Origin of the sequence: Thauera aromatica K172 (genome assembly GCF_003030465.1) — a bacterium.
Classification (GTDB): domain Bacteria; phylum Pseudomonadota; class Gammaproteobacteria; order Burkholderiales; family Rhodocyclaceae; genus Thauera; species Thauera aromatica.
The window spans coordinates 1,366,953-1,387,661 of record NZ_CP028339.1 but is presented as its reverse complement, the minus strand read 5'-3'; the positions used below and the strand labels follow the sequence as shown (position 1 = coordinate 1,387,661).

The window sequence follows — 20,709 nt, the reverse complement described above, 5'->3', positions numbered from 1 at the left end:
ACGCTTCCGTCATGGAACGGAAGCGGGATCTTTTGGATTGATTGATTGAAAAGGCCGCCGAGCGGAACACCCGGCGGCCGTCACCAGATCGTTTACTTGGCCAGTTTCCAGGCGCCGTTCTGGATCTGCACCATCACGCGGGCACGCTGGTCGAGGCCGAGGTGATCGGTCGGGCTCATGTTGAAGATGCCGTGGGCACCGACGACTTCAGAGACACTTTCGAGGGCGTCGCGCAGGGCCGCACGGAATTCGGCGGTCCCCGGCTTGGCGCCCTTGAGCGCAGCCGGCACGGCGGCTTCGAGCAGTACGCCCGAGTCCCAGGCGTGGGCGCCGAAGGTCGACACGCTGCCCTTGCCGTGGGCTGCCTCGTAGGCGTTGATGTACTTCATCGCGCTGGCCTTGACCGGATTGTCGGCCGGCAGTTGCTCGGCGACCAGGACCGGTCCGGCAGGCAGCAGCGTGCCTTCGCAGTCACGCCCGCAGACCCGGAGGAAGTCGTTGTTGGCGACGCCGTGGGTCTGGTACACCTTGCCCGTCCAGCCGCGCTCCTTCAGCGTCTTTTGCGGCAGGGCTGCGGGAGTGCCCGAACCGGCGATGAACATCGCGTCGGGGCGCGCGGACATCATCTTCAGCACCTGGCCGGTCACCGAAGTGTCGGTGCGGTTGAAGCGTTCGTTGGCGACGATCTCGATCCCGCGCGCTTCGGCGATCGACTTGAACTGCTCGTACCAGCCCTCACCGTAGGCGTCGGCAAAGCCGACGAAGGACACTTTCTTGACGTTGCTGCTGGTCATGTGCTGGACGATCGCAGTCGCCATCTGGGCGTCGTTCTGCGGCGTCTTGAACACCCAGCGCCGCTTCTCATCCACCGGCTCGACGATGCGACTCGAAGCCGCCCAGGCGATCATCGGCGTCTTGGTTTCGGCGGCAACGTCGATCATCGCCAGCGAATTCGGCGAAGTGGTCGAGCCGAGCACGATATCGACCTTGTCTTCGGAAACGAGCTTGCGGATGTTCTTCACCGCGCTGGTCGTATCCGAGGCGTCGTCGAGCACGACATAGCTCACCGACAGGCCGCCGATCGTCTTCGGCATCAGGTCCACGGTCTGGCGCTCCGGGATCCCGAGCGAGGCCGCCGGGCCGGTCGCCGAAACGCTGATCCCGACCTTGAGCTGGGCCTGGGCCGTACCGGCGACGAAAGCAAGACTCATCGCGACCAACAGGGTTTTCTTCAATTTCATGGTGTCTCCTCCGGCTTGATGCCTTTGTATGCTTTTCGGCGACGGCCCTGCGGACAGCCTGCCGTCTTCAACGCGACCCGATGACGCTCGTCAGCGAACGTTCCGCAGCCACCGGCGACATGTTAGACGATTCTGACGAATCGAAACACTCCAAAGATGGCGCTATTTGCACCCCATGGAGCAAAACCAAACGTATTGTCCGGCATTCACGCGAATCACTTTCTCAAGAACCGTGCGCACGCCCCCGAAGTGTCGAGATTGCTACCCTAGCACAGGCTTCTGCCGCATGCGATCGGGGCTTTCGGAGGCCTCGCCTCCCTCCTTGCTCCCTCTTGCCGGCCCCCGGCCAGAGACACCGTCCAGCCTGGCGCCGGTAGCCGCTTCAGCCGTCATGTGCGGGAGCGAAATACATTATCGTCGACAAACTACTCAGTCAAACAATTGTTTGTTCCATTAGACAATAACTGGTGATGCGGCCCCGCCCGCAGCGCAGGCGCCCGCAGAATGCCCCGCAAAAAACAATCCCCGCCGGGCATCACTGCCAGGCGGGGATCGTCGACCAGGGCGTACCGGCCGTGCCGGCCGGCTGATCGCCGGGACGGGAATACCGGAGGCCGGACCATCCCGGCACCTCCGGTGCGGGCGTTCAGATGTACTGACCGGAGTCCACCCGGATGACTTCGCCGGTGATCATGCGGGCCATGTCGGAGAGCAGGAACACGACCGCGGCGGCGATATCCTCGGGTGCGGCGAGCTTGCGCAGCGCGGATTCCTGCAGGGCGCGGTCGAGCACTTCAGCCGGCAGGGCGCGGGCCATTTCGGTCATCACCATGCCCGGAGCGACGGCGTTCACCGTTACCCCTTTCGGGCCGAGCTCGCGCGCAGCGGTCTTGGTGAGGCCGATCATGCCGGCCTTGGCCGAGCTGTAGTTGGCCTGGCCGAACTTGCCGCGCATGCCGTTGATCGAGGTGATATTGACGATGCTGCCGCAACCGGCGGCGACCATTCCCGGCGCGCAGGCGCGCAGCATGTGGAAAGCTCCGCTCAGATTGACGTCGATCACCGAGCGCCACTCGTCGTCGCTCATCTTCAACAGGCTGCGGTCGCGGGTGATGCCCGCGTTGTTGACCAGCATCGTGGGCGGCGCCGGCAGGCTCGCGACCGCTTGCGCCACGCTGTCGGCGTCGGCGATGTTGACCCGGTGCAGCGTTCCCGCCGACTCGTTGGTGTCGGTGAGGTCGAATACATGGACTTCAGCGCCACGCGCCACCAGGGCGTTGGTGATCGCACTGCCGATCCCGCGCGCGCCACCGGTCACGATGGCCACACGGCCGCACAATTCGCCAGAAAAACTCATTTCGTTCCTACCTTGAAAAAGTAAGCCCGGACACGACCAGCGTGCCCGGGCTGTGGGTTACAGACAGGGCTTCGGCTCAGTTCAGCGGACGTGATAGCGCCAGTTGCTGCCCTGGGCGGAAGCCGCAGCGCTCGAGGAAGTGGAGCAGGCCGAACTGATTCCATTCGACTTCAGAGCGGACCGACTCGACCCTGAGCGTGGTCAGATTGGCAAGCAGCTGGGAAACCAGCGCCTTGCCGATATGACGCCCTTTCATGGCCGGATCGACGCCCACCGTGTCGATCACCGCAGCAGCGGCGGCACGGCCGAATTCGCCGAAATCGACGCGTGCCATCAGAAAGCCGACCACGGCACCGTCCTGCTCGGCAACCACCGAGACGCGCACGCCGGAGCCGCCGAGCGCTTCCTCGAACTTGCGCCGGTAGTACGCGCTGCGATCCTGGCCGCTGTCGTGGCGGTCGATGCGGACGACGGCATCGAAGTCTTCCTGCGTCAGCGAGCGCACCGGGATCCGGTCGCGCGACAGCGCCACGGCATCGTCCGGGTTGGGGTCGCTGTAGTTGGGTTCCCCGGAAAACTGGTCGATCATCTGCTTCGTAGTGGGATGGGGATGGCTGGTCATCGTAGATCTCCGTCAATGGTCCGTTGCAGCGGGAACTCAGAAGTTCACGTACTCGGTCGGGCGTTCGAGCACCACCCGCGGCGCCAGACGGAAACCTGCCGCGGCAAAGAACTCGACCAGCGCCGGCTGGTTCCACTGCGCCTGCGTGCGCATCTCGTTGGCCCCGCGCGCACGCGCGACACGGTCGAACTCATCCATCAGCGCCCGCGCCACCCCCTGGCGCTGGGTGCCCGGGTCGACGGCGATCGCGTCGAGCACGGCAACCCGCCCCTTGACGCCGAACTCGCCATCGAGCAAGTGCCCGAGCGCGAAGCCGACGATGTTGCCTCCGCGCTCGGCGATGCAGGAGAAGAAGCCTTCTGCGCGCACCTGCTCGGCCTTCAGCCGGCGCTCGAAGAAGCTGGTACGACTACCGCCGCCGCTGGTCATGGCGTCGAGACGGGTAAGACGATCCACATCGCCAGCGGCGAGCGGGCGCAACCTGGTTTCGCTATTCGCAGTCATCATGCCTCCCGTAAAAATGTGAAAAGGGGCCACCTATTGGTGGCCCCGGCAGGTCAATCAACCGTGCAGGCGATCGTACTTCTCCTGCAGTTCTTCGCGTGTTTCGCGGTAGTCCGGATTATCCGGAATGCAATCCGCCGGACAGACCAGCCGGCATTGCGGCTCGTCGAAAGCGCCCACACACTCGGAACACTTGGTCGGGTCGATCACGTAGATCGGATCGCCCGGGGTAATCGCCTCGTTCGGGCACTCTTCCACACAGGCGTCGCACGCCGTGCAGTCGTCGTTGATGTACAAGGCCATGCTGCTTTCTCCTCGATAGTTTGGCTCAGGCTGCTTCCGCCACTTGCTGTTGGCCGAGGCGGGCCAGCTTTTCATGACGGAAGGCGCCCCACAGTGCTGCACCGATCGCCCCGGCATAGGGCGAGTCAGGATGATTGTAGGCCACAACCGCCATTTTCTGCTCTTGAATCGACTCGTTGAGCGTCTTCAGCAGGCCTTCGTCGAGCGCCAGACCACCGGTGCAGAGCACCACGCCGTCACGCGCACCGACCGACTTCAGCAGCTTCGCCAGGCGGCCGGCCATCGAGATGTGGATGCCCTTCAGGATGTTCGGCGCCGAAATGCCGCGCGACACCATGTTGATGACGTCGGTTTCGGCCAGCACGGCGCAGATGCTCGACACCACTTCGGGGTTGTCGGCCTGCGTCGACAGCGAGCCGATCTCGTCCTGCGCGATGCCCAGATAGCGTGCGATGTTCTCGAGGAACTGGCCGGAGCCCGACGCGCACTGGCTGGTCATCTTGTAGGTTTCGACCTTGCCGCGCTCGTCGTTGCGGATCGCACGACCGTGGAGCGCGCCGATGTCGAGGACGGCACGCGCTTCGGGGTTCAGGTACACCGCCCCGCGCGCATGCGTGGTCATCGAGTAGAAGTGGCCGGTGTGGAAGGCGAGGCTCTCACCTTCGCCGGTGGTGGCCACGTAATCCACGTCGGACGCCTTCAGGCCGGCTTCCTCGAGCAGGCCGTTGTAGGCCTCCTCGGCAAGCTTGAACGGGTCGCGCTGACGGATGCGGTCGTTGCGCTTGGCGAGCCATTCGGTCTTGTCGCCTTCGACGCGGAAAAGAACGGTCTTGACCGCGCCAGTGCCGATATCGATGCCTGCAGTGATCGTCATTTTCAAGCCTCCACGACGGCGCGACGGGCGAACTCGGAAGCCCCCAGAGCACCGGTATAAATCGAATCCGGGTCGATGTTGATCTGCACTTCGCCGTAGTTTTCCTTGACCAGCTGGCGCAGTTCCTTGACCGCTGCCTCGTTCTTGGCCACGCCACCGGTGAAGGTGAATTGGTCGGTGATGCCGCCCGAACGCGAGATGATCGACATCGCACGCAGCATGATCGCACGGTGCAGACCGGCGAGGATGTCCTCGCGCTTGTCGCCCAGCGCCAGACGGTCACGCAGCTCGGCGCCGGCGAACACGGTGCAGGTCGAGTTGATGCGGATCGACTTGGTCGACTTCATCGCGAGGGGGCCGAGTTCGTGCAGACCCATGTTCATCTCGTCGGCGACGTAGCCCAGGTAACGGCCGGTACCAGCAGCACAGCGGTCGTTCATCTGGAAGTTCACCACGATGCCCTTGTCGTCGATCTGGATGCCCTTGGTATCCTGGCCGCCGATGTCGAGCACGGTGCGGGTCTTCGGATACATCAGGTGCGCGCCCAGGCCGTGGCACAGGATCTCGGAACGGATGTGCTCCTTCGGGAAGGGCAGACGAACGCGGCCGTAGCCGGTGCCGACGACGTAGCGCTCGCTCATGTCGATTTCGAGCGCGGCATCGATCGGCGCGCCCAGCGCAGCGGTATCGAGGGCGCTGGACATCTCACCGCGGACGCGTTCCATCGCGCTGCGGAACTTGCGATTCATGTCGGCCGACGGCGGACGGTTCTCGACCTCGATGATCGACTTGTCGTACATGTGCAGCAGGTGATCGAACTCGACGCCGTTGGCGCGGGCCACTTCTTCACCGATCTGCATGAAGCGCGAACCGGCGAGGTCGCGGAAGAAGTCCGACTTGCGCTGCGCGTCCGGCGCGAAAAGCTTGTCCGCCTCTTCCTCGCGCAGGCGGCGGAAGACTTCGGTCAGCGCGCCGACGATCGCCTTTTCCTTGCCGGCGAAGCGCGGGCCTTCGACGTTGGCCACGCAGGTCTGCTCCAGGTCGCCGAGCTGCTCGATGAACTGCTCGCGACGGAAGTTGCGGGTCAGGCCGTCGATGATCTCATCGACCCGCCCGGCCACTGCCGGCTCCTTGTCGAGTTCGCGGCGGATCAGGCTCAGGCGCGCATCGATGAAAGCCTCGAGCTTCGAGACACGCGCCGCCGTGTCGTAGTTCGAGCGCGAGTTGGTGATGCCGCGGCCGAGCACCTGCCCCTTGTCGTCCATGACGACCGCTTTGGTCGTGGTGGACCCCAGATCAATTCCGACGAAACATTCCATGGTTCGCTCCTTACGCGGTTGCCAGCGACGCGCCGCTGCGTTTCTGATCCACCATCTGGAAGTAGCTCTCCAGACGGTTCTTGACGTTTGCGTGCGAGAAATAACGCGGATCGACAAGGTCGGTCTCGATGAACGCGGCCGGCTTGCCGGTGCGCTTCTCGATTTCGCGCATCATCAGCAGCTGCCCAGCGGAGAAGCTGTTGCAGCTCTTGATCGAGTTGATCAGCAGGCCGTCGGCCTGGTACTCGTTCATGTACTTCTCGAGCAGTTCGACGCGCTGCGGCAGGTTGTTGTTGGTGTAGCAACCCAGGCAGTAGTCGGCCAGCGTGCCCAGCGGATCGTTCGGGTCGTGACGGAAGCCCTGGTCGTAGAGGCCGCCCACCTTGGTGTAGGAGCTCGCCACCACCACCGCGCCTTCGTCGTAGAACAGCTTCCAGAACTCGCGGAAGCTGGTCCAGTTCGGGGGACCTTCGACGACCAGGCGGTACTTCTCTTCCTTCATGTCGCCTTCGGGGGTGATCGGCCCCTTGCCTTCGCGGATGCGCTGCTCGATTTCGCCGCGCAGCAGGCCGTAGTACTCGACCGCGTCGGCGGTGCCGCGGAAAGCGGTGAACATCGGGCCGATGTAATACACGCCGCCGAAGTAGGCGTCGATCGGCGACGGACGGTTCTTCGCGCTCTCGAGCACCCACACCAGATCGTCTTCGGCCTTCGCCGAGTTCTTCAGGTATTCGCGCAGACGGTCGATGTCGAACTTGACGCCCGAGACCTGCTCGAACATCGGAATGACTTCTTCCTTGAGCTGCTTGACGACGAAATCACGCATGTTCTTGGTGATCTTGCCATCGCCCTGATACGGGATCTGCAGCATCACGGTCGGGCACTTGTATTCGTGGCGCAGCAGCTCGAACCACTTCATGAAGGTGAAGCAGCCGGTGTAGGACAGCAGCAGCATGTCCGGAGCGGGCATCGGCTTGCCGTTGGGGGCGATGTTGCCGCGACCCATCATGCCGATGTCGGCCTTGACGTAGGTACACACGTCTTCCGAGTGGCCGGCCTTCTCGGCATCCATGATCATGCCGCCGCTCTGCTTGCGCATGCCGTTCTGGATGGCGTTGGTTTCGGGCAGGTTGTTGACCATGTCGAAGCACATGATCAGCTCGTTCAGGTTGCCCGGCACGAAGGTCGACACGACCTTCTCGCCCGACTCCTTGGTGCCCGTGAGACGATCGTAGTTACCGGCGATCATCTCCTTCTGCTTCACCATCGAAGATTCTTTGATGACTTCAGGGTTGGTTTTTGCACTCATGATTAGCTCCAGAGTTTGATCGAGTCGGCAAAAGTACCGGCCTGCTCACGGATCGGCTGCATCTGGCCCGAGTTCTCGGCGTACTTGAACGAGATGTAGGGCACCTTGTTCTCCGAGCAGCGGTCGGCCAGCATCGGACGCTCGAGCAGCGCCGGGTCGCAGAAGCTGGGCGCGGCGAAGATGACGCCTTCGGCGGCGTTGGTGCGGACTTGTTCGAGCAGGTACTTGCCCTTGTCCTCTTCCTTGTCGTCGTACTTGGCGGCGGTGCTGATCGACTCGTGCAGGAAGGCGAGCGACAGATTCTGCATCGGATCGCCGGCGGTCGACACTTCGTTGCGCAGGAAGCGATGCACGATCATGTAGTCGTCATCAACGATGTAGCAGCCCGAGAGCTCGATCGACTTGATCAGGTTGAGCGGCGGCTGTTCGCAGAACGAGCCGTTGATGATCACGCGACAGTTGTCGCGCTTTTGCGCCTCGACCTTGACCGCGGCGGCCAGGTAGTCCTTCAGCATCTGGTTGTGCTCTTCGACCGGCAGCACCAGGCCGGCGCGCATCAGCAGATAGACGTCGGCCGACGGCACCTTCCAGGGCTCGCGCGAACGCAGGCCATAGACATCCTGGACGAGCTTGCGGTTTTCGTTGTAGACCTTGATCGAAGCGCGCAGGGCGTCGTCGGTGATCTTGCGGCCCGACAGGTGCTCCAGGCCTTCGCGCAGTTCGTTCAGTTCGGCGGTGTAGTAGTTGCCGCCGACGTCGTCGCGGTAGTTCTGGGGAACATCGAAGTAACGCACGTACTTGCCCGGGAACATCAGCTTCCACATGCCCGACAGGTTGCGGATGACGTCACAGATGCTGGGGAACAGCATGCCATCGACGAAATCCATGCGCTTCGACAGGCCAAGTTCGATGGTCGAGCGTGGGATGCGGCAGATGTAGCTCTGGTAGAAGGCGTCGCCGTGGATCACCTCCAGGCCGTCGCCGCCGCCCATGATGCCCAGGGGCAGCATGCCAGCCGCATGAATGATCTCGCGCGGCACATATACCGGCATGTAGGCGATAACCTTGCGAGAGGGATCGGCCTCCTTCCATTGCCTGGCGGCAGTGAAATCAAGGTCCTCGTAAAGCGCTTCACAGCGCGCGATGATGTCTGCCGTACTCATGGTCAACGGTTCTCCCAGTTTGCAGAACGCTTCTCAAGAAAGGCTTTCAGCCCTTCCACCGCATCGTGGCTGGCCATCAGTTCCTCAAGGTAGAGGGCCTCCACGGTATCGAGTTTTTGCTTGATGCGCGGCACGCTGTCGCAGCGTGCGGCACGGACCGCAAAACGCAGCGAGCTCGCGCTCAAGCGTGCAATGTGTTCGTCGAACCACCGCAGCGCCGCGGCCTCCGGGTCCTCGGCGAGGACGTCGATGAGGCCGATCCGGTGCCCTTCGGCACCGTCGATGCTGCGCCCCGACCACAGCAGGTCTTCGGCGCAGGCCTGGCCGACGCGCGGCGGCAGCAGGCAGGATGCAGCGGGCGCGAACACGCCGAGACGGATCTCGGGCTGGCCGAACTTGGCATCCGGCGCGGCGAACAGCAGGTTGCCCGCCGCCGCCACTTCCAGGCCGCCACCCAGGCACTGGCCGCGCAGCGCGACCAGGATCGGCACCGGGCTGTCGAGCATCTCGCGCACCAGCCCGTGCAGGCTTTTCAGCATCTGCGCGCACTGGTCCGGCATGTGCTCATCGACGCTGGCGCCGAAGCTGAAATGCGGACCTTCGGCATCGAGCAGCACCGCGCGCAGCGCCGGAGCCTGGAGGTGCTCGCCCAGCGCCTGACGCATCGCAGCGATCATCGCGGCATCGACGATGTTGGCCTTGGGCCGGGCCAGGCGCAGACGCAGCAGGCTGCCGTCGCGCTCCAGCCAGACCTTCAGCGGGGAGCTGGCCTCGCTCATCACTTGGCACCCGGCATCAGGCTTTCGATCAGCTCGGGGGTCCAGGGCATGCCCTTGGCCAGCGCCTGTCGCAGATCGGTGAATTCGATCTCGCGGCCGGTTTCCTTGTTGCCTTCGTTGAAGGCGCGGAAGCCGGTGCGCGCTTCGTTCATCATGTTCAGCGCGAGCCAGGCGCGGCTGTTTTCCTTGTTGCGGTTCCAGGCGTCGAGCTTGGGCTTGCGCAGCTCCTCGAAGCTCTTGGTCAGGCACTCGGGGAAGGTGGAGATCAGCTTCGCGCACAGCTTCTCGACCGCTTCGTCGAGCAGCGACAGATCGATCTCGCCGCGCTTCATCAGTTCCTTGCCGGCCGCGAGTTCGTCGCCGGTCTTGAATTCGCCGTGGATGATGCGGCCGAACTCGTCGAGGTAGCGGTCAGTGACCACCAGCGGGTTGGCGATGAACTTGCCGTCGACCTTGAGCGCCGGAACGATCTGCATGCAGATGCCGAGGCGGTTGGCCTTGTGTGCCGAGAACGGCTCGCACAGCGTGCCCGACACCATCGCCTGCTCACAGCCGATCATCAGCGGGAGGAAGTCGGTCGCACCGCCGATCGCCGCCGAACCGTGCTTCGGGCCGGCCTGGCCGAAGTTGGCCAGATCCTGGGCCACGGTGAAGTCGGCCGCCATACCGATCTCCTGACCGCCACCGATGCGCATGCCGTTGACACGACAGATCACCGGCTTGTCGCAACCGAGGATCGCCGACACCATGTCGTTGAACAGGCGCATGTACTGGCGGTATTCCTGCGGGTTGCCGGCGTAGTACTCGGCGTATTCCTTGGTGTTGCCGCCGGTGCAGAAGGCCTTGTCGCCGACCGCGGTAAACACCACCGAGGCGACATCGCGCGCGCAGGAGGCGGCGCGGAAGGCGAGAATCAGGCCCTTCACCATATCGGTGGTGTAGGAGTTGTACTGCTTCGGGTTGTCGAGCGAGATCCAGACGTTGTACAGCCCCGGCACCACTTCGCCCTTCAGGTTGCGCGCCGGACGCTTCTCGTAGAGCACGCCCGGACAAACGGTTTCGGGCACCAGGTTGTGGTCGACCAATTGCGCCGGAGCGTTCTGCTCGACCAGTTTTTGCGTAGTCGGATTCATGTCATCGAACTCCTGTGTCTTTTTTCGTTGCGTGCTTAAAAGGGATGCCGTTCAGGGCGTGAGGATGGCGCGGCGGGTCAGCTTGTGGGCATGCGCAGCGGCAAACACCTCGCCGATCTGGTCGAGCGGATGGCGCTCGATGAAGCTGGCGAGATCGATCTTCTTGTCGAGCACCAGGTCGAGTGCCGCCGGGTAGTACTCGGGCAGGCAGCCCCAGTTGCCCAATGCGCGGGCATGGAAGGCCATCAGGTTGGAAAGGCGAACCTCGACCTTGTCCATCGTGAAACCGACCACCGCCAGCGTCGCGCCATGAGTGAGCAGGCCATAGGCGCTGGTCTGCCCCGCACCGGTGCCCGAACACTCGAAAATCTTCCAGCGCGTCAGACGCAGGCCGTTGGCCTTGGCATGCGCCTCGATCGCCTTCTTCAGATCGCGCCCGGAGATCTCACGTGCGTTGAGCGTGAGTGCCGCGCCATGCTTGGACATCATCTCCAGCTTAGCAGGATCGACGTCGATCGCTACCACGCTGGCGCCAAAGGCATTGGCGATCTGCACGGCGTAGCCGCCGACGCCGCCGACGCCGATCACCACCGCCACATCGCCCGGCTCGACGCCGGCCTGCAGCACCGCCTGATAGGGCGTGGTGACCGCATCGGCAACCACCGAGACGTCGGCCAGCTGCAGACCGGCGGCAGCAAGCCGCGCCTCGTCGACCGGGCACAGACCACGCGCCGGCACCACCACATGGGAAGCGAAGCCGCCCTGGATGTCGTTGCCCGGCATCACCTGGTCACGGCAGATCGTGCCATGGCCGGACGTACACAGCTCACAGGTACCGCAAGGCATCACCGCCGGCACGATCACGGCACGGCCCAGCCACTGCGCCGCATTGGCGCCGGCCTGCACCACCCGCCCGCTGATCTCGTGACCAAGCGCCAGAGGCAGCGCATGATTCGTGCGCACGCTGTCGTAGTAATAGCCGAGATCGGTGTGGCAGACTCCACAGCCCGCCACGGCCACGACGACCTGGTCGGCAGAAAGCTCACCGATCTCGAACTCGGCGCGAACCATCGGCGCGCCGGGCGAGGTCATCATCCAACGATGCGGATTGCTGCTCATCTCACTCCTCCATGAACTGACTGAACTCTTCGCCGCCATGACGTTGACGTTAACGTCACACTATTCTGACACATCACCGTTTAAAAGCGGAGACTGCATGTCGTGATGGACGAACCTTAAACGAGCCCCCCGGACCTCCAGTTGACCTAAGTCAACGGATTGACGTTTGCGTCAACGTAAACTTTGAAGCGTCCAGAGGGATGCAGCATCGCCCCGGGCGCCTCGGCCCCGGAAACCCTCGGAAACATCGGTCACCCAACGGCAAGGGCGCAGCCGCACCGCACTCGCCGCGCATAGGCGTATCCATATCGATATGGCTCGTGCGCACCCGAGGTGATCCCGAACCGGCCTCAGCGGCCTGCAGTTGAACTTGGAGAATCAGGATGACAGCCCGATCGGTTTCGATAACCTTCGCCGGCAGCGGCGGAGCCGGGGTGATGACGGCAGGCAGCATGCTGCTCGATGCCGCCGGCCACGCCGGCTGGTATGCCTACATGACGCGCTCGTCAGGAGCGCAAATCCGCGGTGGCGAGGCGGCGGCGATGCTGCGCCTGTCGACCACGCCGGTGCAGTCGCACGACGACCACTTCGACATGCTGGTGGCGATCGACTGGCAGAACGTCGGCCGCTTCGCCGCCGAGGTGCCGATGACCGCCGACGGCCTGGTGCTGGGCGACCCGGACGGCGGCGAATTCCCCGAGCAGATCCTGGCCAAGGGCACGCGCCGCGGCGACATCCCGTTCAAAAAGATCGCCAAGGAAATCGACGGCGGGCGCCCGAACATGATTGCGCTCGGCACCGTCGCCGCCCTGGTCGGCCTGCCCGAAGACGCGGTACTCAAGGTGATCAAGGACTCGCTGGCGAAGAAAGGCCCTGCCGCGCTCGCCGCCAGCGAAGCCTCGGTGCGCGCGGGCATGGCCTTTGCCGCCTCGCTGCCGCCGAGCAAGAAGCTCGCCGCGGCCGCCGGCGGCGAGCGCCAGCGCCTGTGGAGCATCACCGGCAACGAAGCCGCCGGCCTCGGCGCGGTGCGCGGCGGCGTGCGCTTTGTCGCCGCCTACCCGATCACCCCGGGCACCGAAGTGCTCGAATGGCTCGCGCCCAACCTCGCCAAGCTCGGCGGCGCGCTGGTGCAGGCCGAAGACGAGCTCGCCTCGGTCAACCAGATCATCGGCGCCTCCTACGGCGGCACCACTTCGCTGACCGCCACCTCCGGCCCCGGCCTGGCGCTGATGACCGAATCGATCGGCCTCGCGGTCGCCTCCGAAACCCCGATCACGATCGTCAACGTGATGCGCGGCGGCCCGTCCACCGGCATCCCGGTGAAGTCCGAGCAGAGCGACCTCAACATCGCCCTCTACGGCATGCACGGCGACGCCCCGCACCTGGTGGTAGCGCCCAACTCGCTCGCCGACTGCGCCTTCTCCACGCAGTGGGCGGTGCATCTGGCCGACACCCTGCAGACCGCCGCGATCGTGCTCTCGGACCAGTCGCTGGGCCAGAGCCGCGCCACCATCGCCCCGCCTGCCGACCCCGGGCTGCGCGCCAACCGCCTGCGCCCCGCAGGTGAGCTGGGCGACGAACGCTACCGCCGCTACCGCAACACCGAGTCGGGTGTCTCGCCGATGGCCGTGCCCGGCATGAAGGGCTACCAGTACACCGCCGACGGCCTCGAGCACACCGAAGTCGGCACCCCCTCGAGCCAGGCCTCGGACCACAGCACCCAGCTCGACAAGCGCCTGCGCAAGCTCACCGCCCACGATTACGGCGCCTACTGGGCCGACATCGACGGCAAGGGCGAGGGCGACATCGCCGTCATCACCTGGGGCTCGACCACCGGACCGGTGCAGGAAGCGCTCGAGCGCTGGCGCGCCGCCGGCAAGAAGGGCCGCATGGTGTCGATCCGCCTGCTGTCGCCGGTGCGCCCCGAGCAGCTCGCCACCGCCCTCGAGGGCGTCTCGCGCGTGCTCGTCGTCGAACAGAGCCACGGCGCCCAGTTCCACCGCTACCTGCGCGCCCACTACGACCTTCCCGGCAGCGTGCGCGCCTTCCATCGTCCCGGTCCGCTGCCCATCCGACCCGACGAAATCTTCCGCCAACTGGCCGACTGGAGCTGACCATGGACGCCACATCCACTTGCCCGAGCTACTCCGCGCGCGACTACAAGTCCGAAGTCAAACCCGTCTGGTGTCCCGGCTGCGGCGACTACTCGGTGCTCGGCGCGCTCACCAAGGCCCTGGCCGAGCTGTCGATCCCGCCCGAAAACGTCGCCCTCGTCTCCGGCATCGGCTGCTCCTCGCGCCTGCCCGCCTACACCAACGTGTTCGGCTTCCACGGCGTGCACGGGCGCGCACTGCCGATCGCCACCGGGATCAAGGTCTCCCGCCCCGAACTCACCGTGATCGCCTCGGGCGGTGACGGCGACGGCTTCTCGATCGGCGGCAACCACTTCATGCACGCCTGCCGGCGCAACGTCGACATGACCTACATCGTCATGGACAACGAAGTCTACGGCATGACGAAGGGCCAGGCCTCGCCGACCACCGCGCCGGACTGGGAAAAGAGCAAGCTCACCCCCCAGGGCACCGGCATCAACCCCTTCCACCCGCTGGTGATCGCGCTCGCCGCCGGCGCCAACTTCATCGCCCGCGGCTTCTCCGGCGACCCCAACGGCGCCGCCCAGCTGATCACCGAGGCGATCCGCCACCCGGGCTTCTCCTTCGTCCAGCTGCTCAGCCCCTGTGTCACCTTCCGCCCCGAGCAGCGCGACTGGAAGGACGCCGTACACCCGGCCGCGGTCGATCCGACCGACGATCCGGCGCGCGCCGCCCGCCGCCTGATGACCGACGACGGGTTCAACATCGGTGTGCTGTATCGTGGCAGCCGTAAACCCTTCCAGCCGGCGCTGAAAGCCAGCGTCGATTCCGTTGCAGATCTCGAGAAGGAGTTCGTGCTATGAGCGCTACCGAGCCGCAGGACAACAGCATCCAGTCGGTGGAGCAGCTCCTCGCCCACGCCCTGGCGATGGAGAACGAAGCGGTCGAACGCTACGAAATGCTGGCCGACCAGATGGAGACCCACAACAATCCGGAAGTCGCCGCACTGTTCCGCAAGCTTGCCGAGATCGAGAAGCTGCACGTGGATAACGTCAATGATCTCAGCGACGGCCACACCCTTCCGCACATCGCGCCGTGGGAATATGCCTGGCAGACCCCGGAAAGCCCCGAAGCGCCGTCGGCGAGCGCGGAAGGCCTGCATTACATGATGCATCCCTACCACGCCATCGCGATGGCGCTCGAAGCCGAACGCAAGGGTGTGGCGTTCTACGAGCGCCTTGCCGACCAGGCCGGGCGGGAGGATGTGCGCAAGATCGCACGCGAACTGTGCGAGACCGAGCGTGAGCACGTGACCCTGCTCCAGGGCTGGCTGGGACGCTTCCAGCCGCCCCCGAAAGGCTGGAGCGAGGACGCCGACCCCCCGCTGCCGCAGGAGTAAGCGGGCGCAGCAGCCACCCGGGCGGGCGGCGACCACCGCTCAGCCCGGGTGAACGAACCGAGGGCGGGTCCCTGATGGCCCGCCCTCGGTTCGTTTACAGCACTTCCGGTGAGCGATCCTTGCGCACGCCCCTCACGGGCCGGCGCCCGGGTAGCGGAAGGCCCTGCGCCGAAGCCCGGGCCGACCTTTCCGTTCGGCTTACTTCGCGCTCGCAGTGATGTCCACGCTGAGATCGTAGCCGGCCTCGCGCAAGCCCGTGATCACGCGCTCGGCATCATCGGCGTCGAAGCGGATCATCGCGATGCGCTTGCCTTCGCTCTGCGGCGTGCGCGGCGACACCACCGATACGATGTAGCCGCCGTGCGCGCTGACCGTCGCCAGCAAGGCGGCCAGTTGACCGGTCTGGTCGGGCAGGCTCACCGTGATCCGGGTCGACCCTTCCACCCAGCAGCCGGTGATGTCGAGGAAGAAATCGAGCAGGTCGACGCTGGTGATGATGCCCACCAGGCGATCGTTTTCCACCACCGGCAGGCAGCCGAGTTTGTTCGGGCGCATCAGCCGCGCCGCTTCCTCGATCAGGGTCGAGGGCGCGCAAGTGATCACCTTCTTGTGCATGATGTCCGCGGCGCTCACTTTGGACAGCAGGTATTTCACTTCCCCCACGTCCAGCGTCGTGATCGTGGACGGCTGCGCGCGCTGCACGTCCCGATGCGAAATGATGCCAACCAGACGGCCATCGGCTTCCACTACGGGCAGATGGCGCACTTTCTTCAGGCGCATGATCTCGGAGACCTGCGCAAAAGTGGCGTCCGGGGCGACGTGCAAGACATCCCGGGTCATGATCCTTTCGACGAACATGAAAACACTCCTGACAGAATGGACAGCAGCAAATCCGCGCACGTCATGATCCTCCATGCGCGGAATCCGTGGCAATGGCCCGCCTGGACGCCGACCGGGCCCGCATCGGCGAGTGTATCGGAAAACCCCCGTCAGAACGCGGTATCTGGCGGCATCGGCGGTTCTCGTGGGAGGGAAGTCTGGAGTTGACGTGAACGTCACATCGATCCTTTGACATTCGTCAACCGACCGGTCAGTCATAGCTCCTATTATGGGCCCATAAGCGAACAGCGCGGACCGCTTGCCGGCCACTCTCATCCGCCGCTCACCGACTCCAGCCGCGCTGTCGCCACCCCCGCATCCGAAGGAGACTCACCATGACGACCCCCAATTGCCCGACAGGCGTTACCAAGGTCGCAACCTACTGTTATCAGTGCGTGGCCGGCCCGGATCTGCTCAAGGTCAAGGTCGAGGACGGAGTCGCGACCGCGATCGAGCCGAACTTCGACGCCGAAGGCGTACACCCCGCGGCGGGCCGGGTCTGCGTGAAGGCCTTCGGCCTGGTGCAGAAGACCTACAACCCGAACCGCGTGCTCACGCCGATGAAGCGCACCAACCCGAAGAAGGGGCGCGACGAGGACCCCGGCTTCGTGCCGATCTCGTGGGACGAGGCGCTCGACCTGATCGCCGACAAGCTCAACACCGTGCGTGCGAACGGGCTGCTCGACGCTTCCGGCTATCCGCGCGTGGCGGCGAGCTTCGGCGGCGGCGGCACCCCCACCGCCTACATGGGCACCTTCCCCGCCTTTCTTTCCGCCTGGGGGCCGGTCGACCTGAGCTTCGGCAGCGGCCAGGGAGTCAAGTGCACCCACTCCGAGCACCTCTACGGCGAGCTCTGGCACCGCGCCTTCACCGTCTGCCCGGACACGCCGCGGACCAAGTACATCGTCTCCTTCGGCAGCAACATCGAAGCTTCCGGCGGCGTGTGTGGGGTCTGGCGCCATGCCGAAGCGCGCGTCGAACAGGGCGTCAAGCGCGTCCAGGTCGAGCCCCACCTGTCGGTTACCGGCGGCTGCTCGGCCGAGTGGGTGCCGATCAAGCCCAAGACAGACCCCGCGTTCATGCACGCGATGATCCACGTGATGCTGTTCGAGAACGCGCGCACACGCCTGGACATCGACTTCCTCAAGCACATGACCGCTTCGCCCTACCTGGTCGCGCCCAACGGGCTGTACCTGCGCGACCCGGACACGCGCAAGCCGCTGGTGTGGGATCTGAAGCGCGCCGCCGCGGTCCCCTTCGACACAGCGGACATCGATCCCGCGCTGGACGGCGAGTTCACCGCATCCGGCCTCGAAGTCCTGCCCGACAATGAAACCGTCGACCATGTCCAGGTGCGCGTCCTCACTGCCTTCGGCAAGCTCGCCGAGCACGAGCGCACCTTCACCCCGGAGTGGGCAGCGAAGGTCTGCGACGTCCCCGCCGACACCATCCGCCGCGTCGCCAACGAGTATCTCGACCACGCCCAGATCGGCGCTACCATCGAGATCGAAGGCCGCACCCTGCCCTTCCGCCCGGTGGCGATCACCCTGGGCAAGACCGTCAACAACGGCTGGGGCGGCTACGACTGCTGCTGGGCCCGCACCCTGATGGCCTGCCTGGTCGGCGCCCTCGACGTCCCCGGCGGCACGATCGGCACCACGGTGCGCCTGAACCGCCCGGCGAGCGACCGCCAAAGCAGCGCCAAGCCCGGCCCCGACGGCTTCATGGACTACCCGTTCAACCCCACCGACAAGGAAAACTGGGTCTCCCGCCCGCAGATCCGCAACGCCAACCGCACCCTCGTGCCGCTGGTGGCGAACTCGGCCTGGAGCGCAGCGCTCGGCCCCACCCACCTCGCCTGGATGCAGCAGCGTCACGGTTTCGAGAATTTCCCCGAGCCGACCCAACCCGACGTCTGGTTCTTCTACCGCACCAACCCGGTGATCTCGTTCTGGGATACGCCGCAGGTCGCCGAAGCGGTTTCGAAGTTCCCCTTCGTCGTCGCCTTCACCTACACCCGCGACGAGACCAACCACTTCGCCGACGTCCTGCTGCCCGACTGCACCGACCTCGAAGGTCTACAGCTGATCCGCATCGGCGGCACCAAGTACGTCGAGCAGTTCTGGGACAAACAGGGCTTCGCCCTGCGCCAGCCGGCGGTCGTGCCGCAGGGCGAGACGCGCGACTTCACCTGGATCGCGTCCGAGCTCGCCCGCCGTGCCGGCATACAGGAGCCCTACAACAAGGCGATCAACCGCGGCGCTGCCGGGGTGCCGCTGAAAGGGGCGAGCTACGACTTCTCCCTCGACCTCGAGCAGACCCACGGCGTCGAGGAAATCTGGAACGCCAGCTGCCGCGCCGCCAGCGCCGAGCTTACCGGCGGCGCCGAGGACCACGGCCTCGACTGGTGGCGCGAACACGGCTTCCGCACCATCGATTACCCGCGCCTGCAGTGGTATCTCTACCCGCACATGAAGGACAACGGCCTGCGCTTCGAGATGCCCTACCAGGAGCGCATCTTCCGCATCGGCACCGAGCTCGGCCGCCGCCTGCACGAATCCGGCATCGACTGGTGGGACCGCCAGCTCACCGAGTACCAGCCGCTGCCCGATTTCCACGACTTCTCGCACCTGATCAAGAGTGCGGTGATCTCCAATCTGGGCGGGCGCGAGGAAGACTTCCCGTTCTGGCTGCTGACTTCGCGCAGCATGCAGTACGCCTGGGGCGGCAACGTCAGCCTGCAGATGGTGCGCGAAGTCGCCGCCAACGTCGCCGGCCACCGCGGCGTGATCATGAACCCCGCCTCCGCGGCGAAGCTCGGCATCGAGGACGGCGACCTCGTCGAAGTGCGCTCGCCGCTGCGCGAAACCCGCGGCCGCGTGGTGCTGCGCCAGGGCATCCGTCCCGACACCTTGCTGATGGTGGGCCAGTTCGACCACTGGATCACGCCCTACGCCAAGGACTTCGACGTCCCCAGTATGAACAGCCTGGTGCCGATGCTGATGGATCTGACCGATGCCACCGGCTCGGCAGCCGATATCGTTCCCGTATCAATCAAGAGAGTCGGAGGTGCACAATGACGCGCTATGCCATGGTGGCCGATCTGCGGCGCTGCGTCGGCTGCCAGACCTGTACGGCCGCCTGCAAGCACACCAATGCCACCCCTCCCGGCGTCCAGTGGCGCTGGGTCCTCGATGTCGAAGCCGGCGAGTTTCCCGACGTGTCGCGCACCTTCGTTCCGGTCGGCTGCCAGCACTGCGATGAACCGCCATGCGAGACGGTGTGCCCGACCACGGCGACCAAGAAGCGCGCCGACGGCCTGGTCACGATCGATTACGACCTGTGCATCGGCTGTGCCTACTGTTCGGTCGCCTGCCCCTACAACGCCCGCTACAAGGTGAACTTTGCCGAACCGGCGTATGGCGACCGCCTGATGGCGAACGAGAAGCAGCGTGCCGACCCCGCCCGCGTCGGCGTCGCGACCAAGTGCACCTTCTGCTCCGATCGCATCGATTACGGCGTCGCCCATGGCCTGACCCCGGGCGTCGACCCCGACGCCACCCCCGCCTGCGCCAACGCCTGCATCGCCAACGCGCTGACCTTCGGCGATATCGACGACCCCAACAGCAAGGCTTCCCGGCTGCTGCGCGAAAACGAACATTTCCGCATGCACGAGGAGCTCGGCACGGGTCCCGGATTCTTCTACCTGTGGGAGAAAAAATAATGAGAGGCGTCCAACCCGAACTGCAACCCTTCTGGGATGCCCGCGCTGCCGGCAACTTCATCGGCGGCGGCACCGGCACCGGCCTGCTGCTGTGGGCCGTGCTCGCGGCCACGGCCCACGACACCGCGCTGCTTCCTCCCCTGCTCCTGGCCCTGGCCTGCATCGGTGGCGGCCTGTTCTGCGTATGGCTGGAAATCGGCAAGCCGTGGCGGGCACTGAACGTGTTTTTCCACGCCCGCACCTCCTGGATGACCCGCGAAGCGATCGTGGCGATGCCGCTGTTCGCCGCCGGCGCGCTCGCCGTACTGACCGGCGCGCTTGCCGCGGCCTGGCTCGCCGCCCTCGTCGGCCTCGGCTTCCTGTATTGCCAGGCGCGCATCCTGCAGGCGGCGCGCGGCATTCCGGCGTGGCGCGAGGCGGCCCTGCTGCCGCTGGTGATCACCACCGGACTGGCCGAAGGCGCGGGCCTCTTCGCCCTCGTCGCGGCGCTGCTGCCGCAGGGGCCGGGAACCGCATTCGCCCTGCCGATGCTGATCCTCGTCGTCCTGCGCGGATGGCTGTGGCGGCGCTACCGTGCCCGCCTCGCCGCACCCGACTCCGCGCCGCTCAAGGCGGTGCGCGCGCTCGACGCCGAAGGCAGGCTGTTCGTCCCGCTCGGCCACTACCTGCCCGCCGTCCTGCTGGCGCTGGCACTGGTCCTGCAGGGCGGGGCGGCGACCGCGCTGATGGCGCTGGCCGGAGTGGCGATGGCGGCGGCAGGGTGGCACTTCAAGCTCGCCCTGATCACCCGCATCGCCTACACCCAGGGTTTCGCCCTCACTCATGTGCCGGCGCGCACGCCCGGACATGCGCGCCCCGGGGTGAAGCCCGGTTGGAACTGAACCGGCTGGA

At 65.4% G+C, this 20,709-nt stretch carries 19 protein-coding genes; 6 read left to right on the top strand and 13 right to left on the bottom strand.

From position 1 onward, the window contains the following. Positions 1–92: 92 nt before the first annotated feature. The 12 genes from Tharo_RS06625 to had form a co-directional block, all read right to left on the bottom strand. On the bottom strand, positions 93–1,241 hold the full coding sequence (locus Tharo_RS06625) for an ABC transporter substrate-binding protein (protein WP_107220524.1): 1,149 nt from the start codon (positions 1,239–1,241) through the stop codon (positions 93–95). Positions 1,242–1,887: 646 nt separating this feature from the next. Beyond that, positions 1,888–2,598, bottom strand: a complete 711-nt coding sequence (gene fabG, locus Tharo_RS06620) for a 3-oxoacyl-ACP reductase FabG (RefSeq protein WP_107220523.1) — start codon at positions 2,596–2,598, stop codon at positions 1,888–1,890. A 76-nt stretch (positions 2,599–2,674) separates the two neighbouring features. Beyond that, positions 2,675–3,220: a GNAT family N-acetyltransferase gene (locus tag Tharo_RS06615; RefSeq protein WP_107220522.1), complete on the bottom strand. Its 546-nt coding sequence runs from the start codon at positions 3,218–3,220 to the stop codon at positions 2,675–2,677. Positions 3,221–3,256: 36 nt separating this feature from the next. Further along, positions 3,257–3,724: a GNAT family N-acetyltransferase gene (locus Tharo_RS06610; protein ID WP_107222340.1), complete on the bottom strand. Its 468-nt coding sequence runs from the start codon at positions 3,722–3,724 to the stop codon at positions 3,257–3,259. Positions 3,725–3,781: 57 nt separating this feature from the next. Next, positions 3,782–4,027: a YfhL family 4Fe-4S dicluster ferredoxin gene (locus Tharo_RS06605; RefSeq protein ID WP_107220521.1), complete on the bottom strand. Its 246-nt coding sequence runs from the start codon at positions 4,025–4,027 to the stop codon at positions 3,782–3,784. A 25-nt stretch (positions 4,028–4,052) separates the two neighbouring features. After that, positions 4,053–4,901, bottom strand: coding sequence for a benzoyl-CoA reductase subunit D (gene bcrD / locus Tharo_RS06600; protein WP_107220520.1), 849 nt, complete (start codon positions 4,899–4,901; stop codon positions 4,053–4,055). Between the two features lie 2 nt (positions 4,902–4,903). After that, the gene (gene bcrA, locus Tharo_RS06595; RefSeq protein ID WP_107220519.1) at positions 4,904–6,220 is read right to left on the bottom strand and encodes a benzoyl-CoA reductase subunit A; all 1,317 of its coding nucleotides are present in this window, start codon (positions 6,218–6,220) and stop codon (positions 4,904–4,906) included. Between the two features lie 10 nt (positions 6,221–6,230). Beyond that, the gene (bcrB, locus tag Tharo_RS06590) at positions 6,231–7,529 is read right to left on the bottom strand and encodes a benzoyl-CoA reductase subunit B (RefSeq protein ID WP_107220518.1); all 1,299 of its coding nucleotides are present in this window, start codon (positions 7,527–7,529) and stop codon (positions 6,231–6,233) included. A gap of 2 nt (positions 7,530–7,531) precedes the next feature. Continuing rightward, the gene (bcrC, locus tag Tharo_RS06585) at positions 7,532–8,692 is read right to left on the bottom strand and encodes a benzoyl-CoA reductase subunit C (RefSeq protein WP_107220517.1); all 1,161 of its coding nucleotides are present in this window, start codon (positions 8,690–8,692) and stop codon (positions 7,532–7,534) included. A gap of 2 nt (positions 8,693–8,694) precedes the next feature. Further along, the gene (locus tag Tharo_RS06580) at positions 8,695–9,471 is read right to left on the bottom strand and encodes a cyclohexa-1,5-dienecarbonyl-CoA hydratase (protein ID WP_107220516.1); all 777 of its coding nucleotides are present in this window, start codon (positions 9,469–9,471) and stop codon (positions 8,695–8,697) included. Beyond that, the gene (gene oah / locus Tharo_RS06575; RefSeq protein ID WP_107220515.1) at positions 9,471–10,604 is read right to left on the bottom strand and encodes a 6-oxocyclohex-1-ene-1-carbonyl-CoA hydratase; all 1,134 of its coding nucleotides are present in this window, start codon (positions 10,602–10,604) and stop codon (positions 9,471–9,473) included. Before oah ends, Tharo_RS06580 begins: the two co-directional genes overlap by 1 nt. Positions 10,605–10,655: 51 nt before the next feature. Then, positions 10,656–11,723, bottom strand: coding sequence for a 6-hydroxycyclohex-1-ene-1-carbonyl-CoA dehydrogenase (gene had / locus Tharo_RS06570; protein WP_107220514.1), 1,068 nt, complete (start codon positions 11,721–11,723; stop codon positions 10,656–10,658). A gap of 383 nt (positions 11,724–12,106) precedes the next feature. Between had and Tharo_RS06565 the strand changes: the two genes are divergently transcribed. Genes Tharo_RS06565 through Tharo_RS06555 form a run of 3 tightly spaced genes read left to right on the top strand, consistent with a single transcriptional unit; the run spans position 12,107 to position 15,215 of the window. Continuing rightward, positions 12,107–13,837, top strand: coding sequence for a 2-oxoacid:acceptor oxidoreductase subunit alpha (locus Tharo_RS06565; RefSeq protein WP_107220513.1), 1,731 nt, complete (start codon positions 12,107–12,109; stop codon positions 13,835–13,837). Between the two features lie 2 nt (positions 13,838–13,839). Then, complete coding sequence (locus Tharo_RS06560) at positions 13,840–14,679, top strand: 2-oxoacid:ferredoxin oxidoreductase subunit beta (RefSeq protein WP_107220512.1); 840 nt, start codon at positions 13,840–13,842, stop codon at positions 14,677–14,679. Then, complete coding sequence (locus tag Tharo_RS06555; RefSeq protein ID WP_107220511.1) at positions 14,676–15,215, top strand: ferritin-like domain-containing protein; 540 nt, start codon at positions 14,676–14,678, stop codon at positions 15,213–15,215. Before Tharo_RS06560 ends, Tharo_RS06555 begins: the two co-directional genes overlap by 4 nt. A 198-nt stretch (positions 15,216–15,413) precedes the next feature. On the opposite strand, the gene Tharo_RS06550 is transcribed toward Tharo_RS06555, so the two are convergent. Beyond that, positions 15,414–16,073 carry a CBS and ACT domain-containing protein gene (locus tag Tharo_RS06550; RefSeq protein WP_107220510.1) on the bottom strand — a complete coding sequence of 220 codons (660 nt, stop codon included), beginning with the start codon at positions 16,071–16,073 and terminating at the stop codon, positions 15,414–15,416. Between the two features lie 356 nt (positions 16,074–16,429). Between Tharo_RS06550 and Tharo_RS06545 the strand changes: the two genes are divergently transcribed. The 3 genes from Tharo_RS06545 to Tharo_RS06535 are packed head-to-tail and all read left to right on the top strand — an operon-like array spanning position 16,430 to position 20,699. Continuing rightward, positions 16,430–19,174 (top strand): molybdopterin-dependent oxidoreductase, encoded by a 2,745-nt coding sequence (locus tag Tharo_RS06545; protein ID WP_107220509.1) that lies wholly within the window; start codon positions 16,430–16,432, stop codon positions 19,172–19,174. After that, on the top strand, positions 19,171–19,818 hold the full coding sequence (locus Tharo_RS06540) for a 4Fe-4S dicluster domain-containing protein (protein WP_107220508.1): 648 nt from the start codon (positions 19,171–19,173) through the stop codon (positions 19,816–19,818). The genes Tharo_RS06545 and Tharo_RS06540 overlap by 4 nt, the downstream gene beginning before the upstream one ends. Further along, positions 19,818–20,699 carry a dimethyl sulfoxide reductase anchor subunit gene (locus tag Tharo_RS06535; protein WP_107220507.1) on the top strand — a complete coding sequence of 294 codons (882 nt, stop codon included), beginning with the start codon at positions 19,818–19,820 and terminating at the stop codon, positions 20,697–20,699. The genes Tharo_RS06540 and Tharo_RS06535 overlap by 1 nt, the downstream gene beginning before the upstream one ends. The last annotated feature ends 10 nt before the right edge of the window (positions 20,700–20,709 follow it).

Bases quoted from the DNA above. Each gene is read 5' to 3' on its own strand.
- Tharo_RS06625 (WP_107220524.1), bottom strand. From the start codon at position 1,241: ATGAAATTGAAGAAAACCCTGTTGGTCGCGATGAGTCTTGCTTTCGTC.
- fabG (WP_107220523.1), bottom strand. From the start codon at position 2,598: ATGAGTTTTTCTGGCGAATTGTGCGGCCGTGTGGCCATCGTGACCGGT.
- Tharo_RS06615 (WP_107220522.1), bottom strand. From the start codon at position 3,220: ATGACCAGCCATCCCCATCCCACTACGAAGCAGATGATCGACCAGTTT.
- Tharo_RS06610 (WP_107222340.1), bottom strand. From the start codon at position 3,724: ATGACTGCGAATAGCGAAACCAGGTTGCGCCCGCTCGCCGCTGGCGAT.
- Tharo_RS06605 (WP_107220521.1), bottom strand. From the start codon at position 4,027: ATGGCCTTGTACATCAACGACGACTGCACGGCGTGCGACGCCTGTGTG.
- bcrD (WP_107220520.1), bottom strand. From the start codon at position 4,901: ATGACGATCACTGCAGGCATCGATATCGGCACTGGCGCGGTCAAGACC.
- bcrA (WP_107220519.1), bottom strand. From the start codon at position 6,220: ATGGAATGTTTCGTCGGAATTGATCTGGGGTCCACCACGACCAAAGCG.
- bcrB (WP_107220518.1), bottom strand. From the start codon at position 7,529: ATGAGTGCAAAAACCAACCCTGAAGTCATCAAAGAATCTTCGATGGTG.
- bcrC (WP_107220517.1), bottom strand. From the start codon at position 8,692: ATGAGTACGGCAGACATCATCGCGCGCTGTGAAGCGCTTTACGAGGAC.
- Tharo_RS06580 (WP_107220516.1), bottom strand. From the start codon at position 9,471: ATGAGCGAGGCCAGCTCCCCGCTGAAGGTCTGGCTGGAGCGCGACGGC.
- oah (WP_107220515.1), bottom strand. From the start codon at position 10,604: ATGAATCCGACTACGCAAAAACTGGTCGAGCAGAACGCTCCGGCGCAA.
- had (WP_107220514.1), bottom strand. From the start codon at position 11,723: ATGAGCAGCAATCCGCATCGTTGGATGATGACCTCGCCCGGCGCGCCG.
- Tharo_RS06565 (WP_107220513.1), top strand. From the start codon at position 12,107: ATGACAGCCCGATCGGTTTCGATAACCTTCGCCGGCAGCGGCGGAGCC.
- Tharo_RS06560 (WP_107220512.1), top strand. From the start codon at position 13,840: ATGGACGCCACATCCACTTGCCCGAGCTACTCCGCGCGCGACTACAAG.
- Tharo_RS06555 (WP_107220511.1), top strand. From the start codon at position 14,676: ATGAGCGCTACCGAGCCGCAGGACAACAGCATCCAGTCGGTGGAGCAG.
- Tharo_RS06550 (WP_107220510.1), bottom strand. From the start codon at position 16,073: ATGTTCGTCGAAAGGATCATGACCCGGGATGTCTTGCACGTCGCCCCG.
- Tharo_RS06545 (WP_107220509.1), top strand. From the start codon at position 16,430: ATGACGACCCCCAATTGCCCGACAGGCGTTACCAAGGTCGCAACCTAC.
- Tharo_RS06540 (WP_107220508.1), top strand. From the start codon at position 19,171: ATGACGCGCTATGCCATGGTGGCCGATCTGCGGCGCTGCGTCGGCTGC.
- Tharo_RS06535 (WP_107220507.1), top strand. From the start codon at position 19,818: ATGAGAGGCGTCCAACCCGAACTGCAACCCTTCTGGGATGCCCGCGCT.